Origin of the sequence: Actinoplanes lobatus, assembly GCF_014205215.1 — a bacterium.
Classification (GTDB): Bacteria; Actinomycetota; Actinomycetes; order Mycobacteriales; family Micromonosporaceae; genus Actinoplanes; species Actinoplanes lobatus.
Genome location: NZ_JACHNC010000001.1, coordinates 8727899 through 8739783, shown reverse-complemented (window position 1 = coordinate 8739783; position 11885 = coordinate 8727899). Strand labels below are relative to the sequence as shown.

General features: G+C 71.2%; 13 protein-coding genes and 1 pseudogene. 7 read left to right on the top strand and 7 right to left on the bottom strand.

Features of this window, described 5'->3' with window-relative positions; translation table 11 throughout:
* The first annotated feature begins 63 nt into the window (after positions 1-63).
* Entirely contained in the window at positions 64-1341 is a 1278-nt protein-coding gene (locus tag BJ964_RS39860; RefSeq protein WP_188125504.1) for a hypothetical protein, read from the top strand.
* A 92-nt stretch (positions 1342-1433) separates the two neighbouring features.
* Here BJ964_RS39860 and BJ964_RS39855 read toward each other — a convergent pair whose 3' ends face one another.
* A complete protein-coding gene (locus BJ964_RS39855; protein ID WP_188125503.1) occupies positions 1434-2117 on the bottom strand; it encodes a TetR/AcrR family transcriptional regulator in 684 nt (227 codons plus the stop codon).
* Between the two features lie 88 nt (positions 2118-2205).
* On the opposite strand from BJ964_RS39855, the gene BJ964_RS39850 reads away from it, so the two are divergent.
* On the top strand, positions 2206-2991 hold the full coding sequence (locus tag BJ964_RS39850; RefSeq protein WP_188125502.1) for an SDR family NAD(P)-dependent oxidoreductase: 786 nt from the start codon (positions 2206-2208) through the stop codon (positions 2989-2991).
* On the opposite strand, the gene BJ964_RS39845 is transcribed toward BJ964_RS39850, so the two are convergent.
* Positions 2964-3764 (bottom strand): MBL fold metallo-hydrolase, encoded by an 801-nt coding sequence (locus BJ964_RS39845; protein WP_188125501.1) that lies wholly within the window; start codon positions 3762-3764, stop codon positions 2964-2966. The genes BJ964_RS39850 and BJ964_RS39845 overlap by 28 nt on opposite strands.
* Positions 3761-4567 (bottom strand): MBL fold metallo-hydrolase, encoded by an 807-nt coding sequence (locus BJ964_RS39840; protein ID WP_188125500.1) that lies wholly within the window; start codon positions 4565-4567, stop codon positions 3761-3763. Before BJ964_RS39840 ends, BJ964_RS39845 begins: the two co-directional genes overlap by 4 nt.
* An 88-nt stretch (positions 4568-4655) precedes the next feature.
* Here BJ964_RS39840 and BJ964_RS39835 point away from each other — a divergent pair, with 88 nt between their 5' ends.
* Positions 4656-5243: a TetR/AcrR family transcriptional regulator gene (locus BJ964_RS39835; RefSeq protein WP_188125499.1), complete on the top strand. Its 588-nt coding sequence runs from the start codon at positions 4656-4658 to the stop codon at positions 5241-5243.
* Positions 5240-5623, top strand: a complete 384-nt coding sequence (locus BJ964_RS39830) for a hypothetical protein (protein WP_188125498.1) — start codon at positions 5240-5242, stop codon at positions 5621-5623. Before BJ964_RS39835 ends, BJ964_RS39830 begins: the two co-directional genes overlap by 4 nt.
* Before the next feature lie 84 nt (positions 5624-5707).
* On the opposite strand, the gene BJ964_RS39825 is transcribed toward BJ964_RS39830, so the two are convergent.
* Together BJ964_RS39825 and BJ964_RS39820 are read right to left on the bottom strand one after the other, a co-directional pair.
* The gene (locus BJ964_RS39825) at positions 5708-7114 is read right to left on the bottom strand and encodes an MFS transporter (RefSeq protein WP_188125497.1); all 1407 of its coding nucleotides are present in this window, start codon (positions 7112-7114) and stop codon (positions 5708-5710) included.
* Between the two features lie 74 nt (positions 7115-7188).
* Positions 7189-7677, bottom strand: coding sequence for a MarR family winged helix-turn-helix transcriptional regulator (locus BJ964_RS39820; RefSeq protein ID WP_188125496.1), 489 nt, complete (start codon positions 7675-7677; stop codon positions 7189-7191).
* 173 nt (positions 7678-7850) lie between these two features.
* Between BJ964_RS39820 and BJ964_RS39815 the strand changes: the two genes are divergently transcribed.
* A complete protein-coding gene (locus tag BJ964_RS39815; protein WP_188125495.1) occupies positions 7851-8375 on the top strand; it encodes an AAA family ATPase in 525 nt (174 codons plus the stop codon).
* Positions 8376-8590: 215 nt separating this feature from the next.
* The gene (locus BJ964_RS39810; RefSeq protein WP_188125494.1) at positions 8591-9226 is read left to right on the top strand and encodes a lysophospholipid acyltransferase family protein; all 636 of its coding nucleotides are present in this window, start codon (positions 8591-8593) and stop codon (positions 9224-9226) included.
* Here BJ964_RS39810 and BJ964_RS39805 read toward each other — a convergent pair.
* Positions 9223-10191 (bottom strand): hypothetical protein, encoded by a 969-nt coding sequence (locus BJ964_RS39805; RefSeq protein ID WP_188125493.1) that lies wholly within the window; start codon positions 10189-10191, stop codon positions 9223-9225. The genes BJ964_RS39810 and BJ964_RS39805 overlap by 4 nt on opposite strands.
* A gap of 164 nt (positions 10192-10355) precedes the next feature.
* On the opposite strand from BJ964_RS39805, the gene BJ964_RS39800 reads away from it, so the two are divergent.
* Complete coding sequence (locus BJ964_RS39800; RefSeq protein ID WP_188125492.1) at positions 10356-11507, top strand: GDSL-type esterase/lipase family protein; 1152 nt, start codon at positions 10356-10358, stop codon at positions 11505-11507.
* A gap of 18 nt (positions 11508-11525) precedes the next feature.
* Here BJ964_RS39800 and BJ964_RS48720 read toward each other — a convergent pair.
* Positions 11526-11642, bottom strand: a pseudogene (locus BJ964_RS48720) (IS5 family transposase); the annotation flags it as partial.
* Positions 11643-11885 lie beyond the last annotated feature (243 nt).

Here is an 11885-nt window from a genome sequence, read left to right as displayed (position 1 = left end):
CCCTACACTGCCAGTTCGCGGCACGGGGGAGTGCCGCTGCCCCTCGAATGGAGATTTACGCGCATGAAGCGCTTCCTGGCCGGCGCTGTCGCCGGTGTCACGGCCCTGACCCTCACGGTCGGGTGCGCGAACCAGTTCCAGCAGCTCGAACCGAAACTGGAGCTGAAGAAGGCCGCGGAGAACCTGGGTGCGGAGGGCAAGGCCGGCTTCACGATCAAGGCGGGTGGCAACGTCGACGATGTGATCGCGCTCGCCAAGAAGGAGTCGACCGACTTCACCGACGAGGACGCCGAGATCGTCCGCAAGATCTACAACTCGTCCGTCTCGCTGGCCTGGGACAAGGCCGGCGAGAGCGTCGCCGACGACCGCGTCCAGATGACGGCGAACCTCGACGGCATCACCGGCCTCGACGTACGGACCGTCGACGAGGTGCTCTATGTCAGGGTGCCGGTCACCGAACTGGCCCAGCGGGCCGGCGCGAGCAGCACCGACATCGCCGAGATGCGCTCCGGGCTGTCCACCGAGGTGCCCACCCTGGCGCCGCTGTTCGACGGTGAGTGGGTCTCGGTCGCGGCCGCCGACCTGAAGAAGCTGGGCGAGCAGCTCGGCGGGGCCACCGCGGCCGCCGCGAACCAGCAGGAGCAGAGCGAGAAGCTGGCCGCCGAGTTCAGGACCAGCGCGGAGAACCTGCTGGAGAGCGCCGACGTGGTGCGCGACGAGCAGGACAAGAAGCACCTGATCGTCACCACCTCCACCGGCAAGGCCATCGCCGAGGCGAAGCGGATCGCCGAGGCCGCCTTCAAGATCCTTGCTCCGGATGGGCCCGCCGATGCGGCCGACTCTTTCAAGAAGGAGATCGACGAGAAGGCCCCGGCGGACAAGCCGATCGTCCTGGACATCTGGGTCGACAACGGCAAGTTCACCGCTTTCGAGATCAACTACCTCCAGTTCTTCGACGGTGCCACCGGCCGCGGCACGGTCCGCATCGAGGTCGCCGACAGCGTCGACATCACCGCGCCGTCCGGCGCCCAGAAGCTCGACGTGGCCCCGCTGTTCGAGGCGCTCGCCGGCGCGGCGTCCGGTGGCGGCACGTCCGGTGCCGGTGCCGCGGAGAGCTGGGCCGAGCTGGTCGGCCAGCGGGCCGTCCTGTTCGCTCTCACCGAGCAGGGCAAGCCGGCCGACTACCTGAAGAAGGCCGCGAAGGACATGGCCATCCCCGGCGTCAAGGTGCAGATCGTCCGCAAGGGCGTGGCCCAGGTGACCTCGGGCACCAGCGTCGCCTGCGTGACCGTTCCGGCCACCACCCGCGGCGAGCCCAAGGTGAAGGCCGGCGCCTGCTAGACCTGACCCGGCCGTCAACCCGCGCGGACATCCGCGCGGGTTGACGGCCGCTTTCGCGGCCCACCCGGATCGACGACGGCCGGCGGGCGGTGTCACTCGCCGGGCATGGCGGCGGCGATGCCGTTGAGGATGCAGGTCAGGCCGAAGTCGAAGCCGGTCCCGTCGGGGCCGAAGGCGCCGTCGGCGGCCGCCCCGATCAGGGCCGGGTAGTCGGCGGCGTGCTCGCGTAGCGTCTCGGCCAGGGCGGCGGCCAGCTCGCCCCCACCGTCGGCGGCGATGCCGGATTCGGCCTGGATCTGGTTGCGGACGTGGCCGCTCAGCAGCAGCACCGCGTCCACACACCGCGCGCCGCTCAGGCCGGCGCCGGTCAGGGCCGTGACCGCCTGCTCCATCCAGCCGAGCTCGCGCGGCCCGACCGGACGGGCCTGCAACGTGGCCTGTCCCAGCCACGGGTGCTGCCGGGACACCTCGGCCAGCCGGTACGTCCACTCACGCAACGCCGCCCGCCAGCCCGCCGTGGGGTTCAGAACCGGGGCCGCCCCCATCGCGGTGTCGATCATGAGACAGATCAGTTCGGCGCGGCCGGGCACGTACCGGTACAGCGACATCGCGGTGAAGCCGAACCGGTCGGCCACGCGCTGCATCGTCACCGCGGTCAGGCCCTCGGCGTCGGCGATCTCGACGCCCGCCTCGGCGATCTGGGCGACGGTGAGAACCGGACGGGGCCCGCGGCTGCGCTTGGTGCTCCGCCCCCACAGCAGGTCCATCGCCTTCATCGACTCTCCTCATGGTGTTGACGGTGCGCTCGCTAACTGTGTATAACATAAACGTAATCGCTTACGGCATAAACAGTTGGAGGACGGGATGACCGCACTGGCGGGTAGGACAGCACTGGTCACCGGCGGTTCCCGAGGCATCGGGCGGGGCGTCTGCGAGCGGCTCGCCGCCGACGGGGCCCTGGTCGCGGTGCACTACGGCAGCGACGACGTGGCCGCCGGGCAGGTGGTGGCCGCCATCGAGGCGGCCGGCGGGCAGGCCTTCGCGATCAGGGCCGAGCTGGGCGTCGACGGCGACGCCGACACGGTGATCCGGCGGCTGGAGGAGGGCCTGCGGGCCTACGGCGGAACCGGCCGCCTGGACATCCTGGTCAACAACGCGGCCCTCGCCGACTCCGGCGGCGGCATCGGCAACGAGACCCCGGAAGGCTTCGACCGGATCTTCGCGGTCAACGTCCGCGCGCCGTACTTCCTGATTCAGAAGGCGCTGCCGCTGATGGGCGACGGCGGGCGGATCATCAACATCGGCTCCGGAGTCACCCGCATCGCCCTGCCCGGTGAGCTGGCCTACGCCATGACCAAGGGCGCGATGGAGATCCTCACCCGCAACCTGGCCAACGAGGTCGGGTCACGCGGCATCACGATCAACACGGTCGCGCCCGGCCCGACCCGTACCGACCGGACCGCCCACTTCATGGACCTGCCCGAGGTCGGTGCGATGGTCGCGGCCGGTCAGGCGATCGAACGGCTCGGCACCCCGCAGGACATCGCCGACGTCGTCCACTTCCTGGCGGGCGACGCCGGCCGCTGGATCACCGCCAACGTCATCGACGCCACCGGCGGCAGCTACCTCGGGCCCAAGCGCCTCGGATGAGCGGCGGCCGCCCGCAGCAGCTCCGGGTCGTGCGCGTTGACGATCGTCAGGGCCGGGTCGGCGGCGGCCCACAGCTCGGTGAGACGGGCATGGTTGGCGCGGACCAGGCGGCGATCGTGAGCGATGGCCGCCTCCATGGTGGCCAGCACACGATTGCCGCGGGTCACGCCGTCGATCTGCGCGCGGTGGTAGAAGGCGTCGCCGGCGTGCAGGATCCAGCCGTCGCCGGTGTCGACCGCCACGGCGGCGTGGCCGCGGGTGTGGCCCGGCATCGCGATCAGGACCACACCCGGGACGATCTCGGTGGCGGCGGCGAAACCACGCCAGCCGTCACCCTTCGCCGGATCGTGTTCCACCAGCTGCGGGCCGTGCTCACGCTGGGCCGGCAGATAGCGGGAGCGTTCGTTCCACGTCCGCGGGTGCTGTGCGGCGCCCGACTCGGCGGCGGTCAGGTGCACCCGGGCCCGCGGGAAGTCGGCGGTGCCACCGGAGTGGTCGGCGTCGTAGTGGGTGAGCACGATGTCCCGTACGTCATCGGGGTTCAGATCAAGGCGTTGCAGCTGCCGGAAGGCGGACTCCTCCGGATCGAGCACCGGTTTGATCAGATGGCGCGCGGTGCCGATGCGGTGCGCCGGCGCGGCGGCGTCGCGCAGACCGAAACCCGAGTCGACCAGCAGCAGCCCCTCGGCGGTCTCGACCACGAGCACGTGGCAGACCAGGCTCGGGGTGAGGGCCGGGCGCATGGTCCCGCAGTTGAGATGGTGGACCTTCACAGCGGCTCTCCCAGGGTCGGCAGCGTCAACTCCACGTCGTCGATGGCGGCCTGCTCGCCGAGGAACCGCATCGTGGTCCGGAAGTCGTCGGCGAAGCGTGGCATAGGACGCAGCGGCCGGTCGAGAGGGCGGGTGAAATCGTCCCAGTGGATCGGGATGACGCGGCGGGCGCCGGTACGCCGGACGAGCCGGTCCCAGTAGGCCGCCCGGAACTCGGCGGACTGCTTCCCGAGCCCGCCGACACCGAGGAAGACGGTGCCGGCGGGGTGCGCGTCGAGGTCGGCGTGGTTGGCGCTGGCGTGGATGAGCAGCTTCTCGCTGCCGTGCTCGATGTGCAGCGTGTAGCAGTCGCCGGTCCGGTAGTCGCGGGCCCGCGAGTCGAGCCCGATCGGCCGGTCGATGGTGCCGGGGGCGAGGTCACCCGGACTGTGCCGCCCCAGCATTGCCCTGATCCGGAAATTCCCTATTTCAAGATGGCTTATCGGGGCAAAACGGTCTAAAGGGAAGCCGTGCCCCAGGGCGATGTTCCGGGTCGACGCCGAGCCGAACAATCGGGCCCCGGTCATCATCGCGACCGTGGGCGCGTCCAGCGCGTGATCGTAGTGCGAGTGCACCACGAACAGCCCGTCCACCCGCTCGATCCCGAACCGCCGCAGCGCCGCCCCGATCCGCTCCCGATCCGGCCGCACCCGCCCGGCCAGCACCCGAAGCAGCCCCGGCCGCGAGAAGAACCCGTCGGTGAGCAGGGTCGTCCGCCCGTCACTGAGCAGGACGGTCGAGACCCCGAGGAACACCTTCCGCATCACCGCCGAGCCTAGCCGCCATTTACGGCGCCATCTATCCGGTGGTAACGTCGTGTATCCAGAAACGCGGTGTTACCGAAGGGGCGGCATGCGGCTGACACGCGCCGAACAGCAGCGGGTAACCAGGCAGCGGTTGCTGGAGGCGGCCGGCGCCGCCTTTCTGGAACGGGGCTATCTCGCCGCGACCGTCGAGGAGATCGCCGCCGCGGGCGGATACACCCGCGGGGCCGTCTACAAGCAGTTCGGCGGCAAGGAAGGGCTCTGGCAGGCCATCGTCGACACGCGGGCCGAGGAGTTGATGCGAGGGCTCGCCATGGCGCTCGACCAGGCCGGCAGCCGGGAAGGCCTGCTCGCCGTCCTCACTCCGGGCGGCGGTGACCAGGCCCGCTGGGCGCTGGTGTCCGCCGAGGCGGTGGCGGCGATGTCCGGCAACCCGCGGCACGCGGCCACCATGGCGGCGCTCCAGGACCGCTTCGACACCGAGATCACGGCGCTGCTGGAGCGGCACTGCGCCCGCCTCGGCCTCACCCCGGCGATGCCGCTGCCGCACCTGGTCGTCGCGTGGGGCGCCATGGGTGCCGGGCTGGCCTTGCGGCAGGCGATCCACCCCGGCACCGACGCGGCGGCCGTCACCGCGAGCGTGCTCGACGCACTGTTCCCGAGGAGGGACCCATGACCTTTCTGAGCCGGCTGCGCCGCCTGCCGATCCTCCGCGGCGTCGCCGACGCCGTCTCGCACGCCGACACCGGGCCGTACGCGGGGGCACCCCGCGATCCCGACCTGCGTATCGGCGACGAGCAGGGCTATTCGACGGTGCGGTACACGACCGGCCGCATCGCGCACATCGCCACCTCTGTCAGCGAGGACGTGTGCCCTCGCTGCGGCTCCCCGATGGCCGAGAACCACGAGATCCAGCAGCGCGATGGCTCGGCGGTGCGCCTGCGAACCGGTTCGGTCCGCGCCTGCCGGACGTGCGACCCCGACTCCTGGCTGTTGCGCTCACAGATGTCGGCGGTGACCCGCGCCCGCGAGGCCGCCCGCCGCAACGTGGTCTGAGCCAGGGGCGGTTCTGCCGCACGCACCCCTGGCTCTGCCGGAAGTATCGACCGGGTCGCCACCGAGGTGGCGCCACGGGAATGGTCAGGCGGCGGGCACCCGGTCGGGTGCGGGGGTGCCGGCGGGACGGCGCAGGACGAGCAGGGCAACCAGGAAGGCCGTGATCAGTAGGCCCGCCGAGGTGGCGAAGGCGAGCCGGTAGCCGCCGGTCAGTGCGGCCGCCTGGTCGGCGCCGGCGGTCAGCAGGCGGTCGGTGCGGGTGGCGGCCAGTGTGGAGAGCACCGCCACGCCGAGGGCCATGCCGACCTGCTGGGTGGTGTTGAACAGGCCGGAGGCGAGGCCCGCGTCGCCGTCCTCGGCGCCGGACATGCCCAGGGTGGCCAGCGCCGGCAGGACCAGGCCGCCACCGGAGATCAGGAGCATCACCGGCAGCAGGTCGGTGACGTACGACGCCTGGACCGGGATGCGGGTGAGCAGCGCCATGGCCGCGATCAGCAGCAGGAGCCCGGCGCGCAGCACGGTGCGGGCGCCGAACCGGGCACTGAGCGGGGCGGAGACGAACAGCGAGACCACCCCGATGCCGACGGCGGCGGGGAGCATGGCGAGGCCGGTTTCCAGGGCGCCGTACCCGAGCACCTTCTGCATGTGGAGCGCGACCAGCACCTGGAAGGCGAACATCGCGGACAGCGACAGCATCTGGGCCAGGTTGGCGCCGGTGACGTCGCGGGACCGGAAGATCCGCAGTGGCATGAGCGGCTCGCGGGCGGTGACCTGCCGCCCGACGAACCCGGCGAGCAGGGCGACCGCGACGGTTCCGGTGAGCCAGGCGTACGGGCCGGTCGTGACGATCGTGTAGATGCCCAGCATCAGCCCGGAGGTGACCAGCACTGCGCCGAGGACGTCGGTGTTCGGCGACCATCCCGTACCCCGGTCGGCGGGTAGGGCGACCAGCGCCAGCGCGATGGCGGCGACCCCGATCGGCACGTTGATGAAGAAGATCCACGGCCAGCTCAGCGCGTCGGTGAGCACCCCGCCGAGCACCTGCCCGATGGACGCGCCGGCCGCCCCGGTGAAGCTGAAGACCGCGATCGCCTTCCCGCGTTCGGCCGGGTCGGTGAAGAGCGTGACCAGGATGCCGAGCACCACCGCCGAGGCCAGCGCGCTGCCGACGCCCTGCAGGAACCGGGCGGCGATCAGCAGGCCGGGCCCGGTGGCGAGGCCGGCGAGGAGGGACGCTCCGGTGAAGACGGCGTTCCCGGCGAGGAACATCCGGCGGCGGCCGAGCAGGTCGCCGAGCCGGCCGGCGAGCAGCAGCAGCCCGCCGAACGGGATCAGGTAGGCGTTGACCATCCAGCTGAGCCCGGCGGCGGTGAAGCCGACGTCCGCCTGGATCGCGGGCATCGCCACGGTGACGATGCTGCCGTCGAGGACGGTCATCAGGCCGGTGGCGGAGAGAACGGCGAGCGCGGTCCAGCGTTTCGGGTACGACATGGGGGGTTCCTCCCGTCGAGGTCGACGGAAGGAACGCTAGCAGATAGTTCCGTTACGGACTATCTCTTTCGGCTCTAATTTGCGCGCTCCCGCGGGCGGCGGGCCGACTGGGCGCCCTCGGCGGGGGCGGCCAGATGCTCGGTGGCCAGCCGGTTCAGGGCGCGGACCAGCACCGCGCGCTCGTCGTCGGGCAGCGAACCCAGCGCGTCGCGGTGCACGCCGTCGACGATCCTCTGGCTGCGCTCGGCGATCTCCGCGCCGGCGGCGGTGACCGCGATGATCCGGGCCCGGCGGTCGGTGCTGGACGGGCGCCGTTCCGCGTACCCCGCCTTCTCCAGCGCGTCGACCGTGGCCACCATCGTGGTCTTGTCCATGTCACCCAGCTCGGCCAACTGGATCTGGGTGCGCTCCTGCTCCAGCGCGTGGACCAGCACACAATGCATCCGCGCGGTCAGACCGATCTCGCCGAGCCCCGCCGCCATCCGGGTACGCAGCACGTGGCTGGTGTGGTCGAGCAGGAAGGACAGGTCGGACTCGGTGCGGGTGGGCGCCATCGCGGTCATGCGACAAGCGTAGCCCGGGATAGTTTCGCGCTGGACGATCCGCGACCGATCGGAAAGGCCCCGCACACCCGGGTCGAGGGCCGTGCCGTCATCGCACTGACCGCCCACGGCAGCACCCCGGGAGCGCTGACTGTCTGAGAAGTGGCGAGCGCACGGATGACAAGCTTTGTGATGTGGCGCACCGGCTGATTCTGATCAACGGGCTTCCCGGCTCGGGCAAGAGCACCCTGGCCGGGCGCCTGGCGCCCGCGCTGCGCGTACCCCTGATCGGAAAAGACCTGGTGAAAGAGGCTCTGGCCGCAGCCGCGCCGGGTGTTCCGCCGAAGGCGGTGGGCCGGGTCGCCGCGCAGGTGATGTGGGAGCTGGCGGCCGCCACGCCGGGTGTGGTGATCCTGGAGAGCTGGTGGTTCCGCCCGCGCGACATCGGTTTCGTCACCGAGGGCATCGCCCGTTCGGGTGCTCGTGCGACCGTGGAGGTCTGGTGCGACGTGCCCGCCGAGGTGGCCCTGGAGCGCTACCGCGGCCGGCGGCGCGACGCCCTGTACGAGGACGACGAGCGGCTGCGTGACGACTGGCCGCGGTGGGCCGTGGAGGCGTCGCCGCTCGCCGTCGGCCCGGTCGTCACCGTCGAGACCGACCGCCCGGTGATCGCCACCCGGCTGATCCAGGCGATCAGCGAGGCCATCGGCGGGGTCTAGCCGATGGCAGGAAAGGTGGGATCCGCGTCGTTGCGGCCATGAGGCGCGACCGCGAGGGTAGCGGGCGCAACCGTGGCCCAGGCGGTGCAGTTGGGCATCGAGTACGACCCGCATCCGCCCTACCGGGCCGGTTCGCCGCGCACGGCCCCGCCGGAGGTGGTAGCGGTGGTGCGGGGAGTTCGTGACTCCATCCTGAACCAGGTTCATCGAGAGGCGTGCTGTCCGTGTACGAGCTGCTCACGAAGATCGTCCGTCTGCGTGTGGAGGGCGCCGAGCACGTGCCGCCGAGCGGTCCGCTGCTGCTGGCGTCGAATCACCTGTCGGTCACCGACTCGACGTTCCTGCCGATGGCGCTGGCCCGCAAGGTGATCTTCATGGCGAAGGCGGAGTACTTCAGCGGGCAGGGGCCGGGCGGGCGGCTGGTCTCCTGGTTCATGTCCCGGGACGGGCAGGTCGCGGTGGACCGCGACGACACCCGGGCGGCGGTACGGTCGCTCGACGCGTGCCTCGGCGTGCTGCTGCGCGGTGAGGCGTTCGGGATCTACCCGGAGGGGACGCGTTCGCCGGACGGGCGGCTCTACCGCGGCCGTACCGGGGTGGCGTGGCTGGCACTCAAGTCGGGTGCGCCGGTGGTGCCGGTGGCGATGTCCGGCACCGACCGGGTGCTGCCGCCGGGCCGGGTCGTCCCGCGGCCGGCCCGGGTGTCGGTGGTCTTCGGCAAACCGGTCCAGTTGTCCGCGATCGCCTCCGACCCGGAGAGCGCCCAGGAGCGGCGGGCCGCCACCGACATGGTCATGGCGGCGATCGCGGAACTGTCCGGTCAGGACTACGTGCCCCGCTACGCCCGCTAGTCGAGCATGGCCTTCGCGTAGGCGGCCACGTCGACCGGGGCGCGGGACGGGCCGAGCAGGGCGTCGGTGAGCGGTTGCAGGTCGTCGACCGTGAGGCCGGCGTCCCGCTGGCCCCGGTACGGGTCCTGGGGGCCGCCGCCGGGCACGGTCGTCGCCGGGACCCAGTGCCGCAGCACCCGGTCGACCAGCGCCTGCGCCGAGGCGCCCGCGAGATCCGCCGGGTCGGCGAAGGTGAACCCGTTGCCGCAGCGGCGCTGCTGCTCCAGGTAGCGGTCCTCCCAGAAACGCAGGGTCCAGCCGGGCCAGCGGTCGGCGAACCGTTCGGTCAGCCCGTACACCGGTTCGGTCGACCACACCCCGGCCGTCCGGGCCGCCGGGTCGAGGTGCAGACCGCTGCGCGGCACCCGGGGCAGGGTGGTCACCCGGGGCAGTTCGAAGAGCTGGTCGAGCAGGGCCGGGCCGATCGACCACGGGGCCTCGGCGTTGTAGTCCAGGCCGTACGCCGTGGTGCCGACCGTGATCACGTGGTGCAGGACCAGTTCCTCCTCGGGACCGGGCTTGTGCCACTTGAACAGCGCCGTGTTGTCCCACGGCTGCCGTCCGAGCACCGCCCGGTCCAGCCCGAGCGCGTCGGTCACGTCGGCGATCCCGTTGTACGCCCACCGGATCGTCCAGCCCGGCCACGTCCGCCGGCACCCGTCCAGCAGCGCGAGCCGCTGGTGGTAGTCGACGTCCAGGAAGAACAGCAGTTCCTGGGCGTCCAGGTCGATCAGGGCGCCGGCCTCGCAGACGCTCTCGGTCTGCCATTGCGCCGGGTCGTCCCATGCGGGCATGGCGCCGAAGACGGCCAGCGCCGGTTCCGGGCCCAGCGCAAGGTACGCGTCGAGGCTGTAGCCGATGCTGTCGCTGCCGCAATGCGTCCACGCGCCGTCCATGCGGATCGCCACGTTCGCCCGTGATCCCATGCGCGGATCATATTAATGATCTTCCGGGTGCGTGTCGGGGGTATCACCCCCGGTGGTGGTCAACCGTCAGAATTCATAATCCTCCAGGAGGAAGTGACGATTTTGCATCCCGTGTTAGCGTGCGACTCCGGTCAGTGAGACCGGGATTCCGGCGGGGGGAATCGATGGCGGATCGTCGTGGGTTCATCCGGGCCGGTGGGCTCTTCGCCACCGGTGTCGCGGTCGCGGGCGTCGCGGCCGAACCGGTGCTGGCCTCCACACCCGATCCGGGTCTTCCGCTGCTCGGCTGGCATGCCGCCCTGGCGAACCGGCACTACGAACCCGCGGTGGTCGCGGTGATCGGATCGTCCAGCTCGGAGGGCGTCGGTTCATCGAGGTACGGGCGGGGCTACGTGCCGATGCTCGCCGACAATCTGCGTACCCGGTTCCCGGTCACCGGCGCGGCCGGTGGGGACGTCTACACGGCCGCGTGGGGCCGGCCGTCCGGGCAGTGGCCGGTGGCCCTTTCCGGTGGCGCCAGCACGTCGACCACCGGCTGGGGACTCAAGTCCGCCGGCCTGAAAGCCGCGGGGCAGACCGTGACGTACCCGTTCACCGGAACGAGTGTCCGGGTGTGGCACTCCGTTTTCCCCGGTGGCGGCACGTTCACCGTGGCGATCGACGGTGTCACCCTGGCGACGGTCGGCGCCCACGGCCCGGCGACGGACCGCGACGCCACCTGGAGCTCACCCCGCCTCGAACCCGGCCGGCACACGATCGTGGTGACGTGCGTCACGCCGGACGTGTACGTGCACGGCTTCGCCGTCTTCCACGGCGACGAGGACCGGGGCGTCCACGTCTACAACGGCGGCCACGGTGGGCTGACCAGCGGCGACTTCGCCGAGAGTGCCGCCGGGTGGGCGCCGCGGCTGCGAACCATCCGGCCGCACCTGGTGATCCTCCAGTTGGGGGTCAACGACTGGCGGACCCGGGTGCCGGCCGCCACCATCGGACGGCATCTGAAGGCGATCATCGCGACGGTCCGGTCGCACACCGACACCTCTCCGTCGTTCGTGGTCTACGGCTCGCCGCGGGTCTCCGCCGGCCGGTCCGTGCAGGACTTCGCCAGGGTGAGCCGGGCCTGGCAGGACGTCGCGGCCGACGACGACGGCGGGCCGGGCGGGGGCAGCGCGGTCGCCTACTTCGACCTGGCGGCCCGGCAGCCGGCGCCGTCGGCCGACAACGGCCTCGGCCTCTACTGCGAGGATCTGGTGCACATGACCGACAAGGGCGCCGCCTTCACCGCCGACGCGCTCGCCTCCTTCCTGAGCCCCTAGGACCTGTATCAAAGTCGGTTACAGCCATTCGTTGATCGCGGCGATGGTCACGGTGGCTTCGTAGCGGACGGCGAGTTTGTCGTACCGAGTAGCGACGGCGCGGTTGCGTTTGAGCCTGTTGATGCCGCATTCAAGGAGTAAGCCGCAAGACTGATGTACATGTACAAACTTCTCCAGCGACTCCGATACTGGGCATCGATGGCCTGCTCGCTTTGGTTGAGGCGGCGCGGCGTCTACGGGCGGGTGATGCTGGTGAATGCGCTGGTCAGGGAGGTGGGCCGCAGTGGAACGTTTTGAAGCAGTCGTGCCCCCCAATCCGGTCTGATGACGGAAACACCGGTTCCGGGCTGGGAGATGTTTCCGGTGGGCAGCCGGTCG

Excerpts from the sequence above, each read along its gene's own strand:
- BJ964_RS39860 (WP_188125504.1), top strand. The coding sequence starts at position 64 with ATGAAGCGCTTCCTGGCCGGCGCTGTCGCCGGTGTCACGGCCCTGACC.
- BJ964_RS39855 (WP_188125503.1), bottom strand. The coding sequence starts at position 2,117 with ATGAAGGCGATGGACCTGCTGTGGGGGCGGAGCACCAAGCGCAGCCGC.
- BJ964_RS39850 (WP_188125502.1), top strand. The coding sequence starts at position 2,206 with ATGACCGCACTGGCGGGTAGGACAGCACTGGTCACCGGCGGTTCCCGA.
- BJ964_RS39840 (WP_188125500.1), bottom strand. The coding sequence starts at position 4,567 with ATGCGGAAGGTGTTCCTCGGGGTCTCGACCGTCCTGCTCAGTGACGGG.
- BJ964_RS39835 (WP_188125499.1), top strand. The coding sequence starts at position 4,656 with ATGCGGCTGACACGCGCCGAACAGCAGCGGGTAACCAGGCAGCGGTTG.
- BJ964_RS39830 (WP_188125498.1), top strand. The coding sequence starts at position 5,240 with ATGACCTTTCTGAGCCGGCTGCGCCGCCTGCCGATCCTCCGCGGCGTC.
- BJ964_RS39825 (WP_188125497.1), bottom strand. The coding sequence starts at position 7,114 with ATGTCGTACCCGAAACGCTGGACCGCGCTCGCCGTTCTCTCCGCCACC.
- BJ964_RS39820 (WP_188125496.1), bottom strand. The coding sequence starts at position 7,677 with ATGACCGCGATGGCGCCCACCCGCACCGAGTCCGACCTGTCCTTCCTG.
- BJ964_RS39805 (WP_188125493.1), bottom strand. The coding sequence starts at position 10,191 with ATGGGATCACGGGCGAACGTGGCGATCCGCATGGACGGCGCGTGGACG.
- BJ964_RS39800 (WP_188125492.1), top strand. The coding sequence starts at position 10,356 with ATGGCGGATCGTCGTGGGTTCATCCGGGCCGGTGGGCTCTTCGCCACC.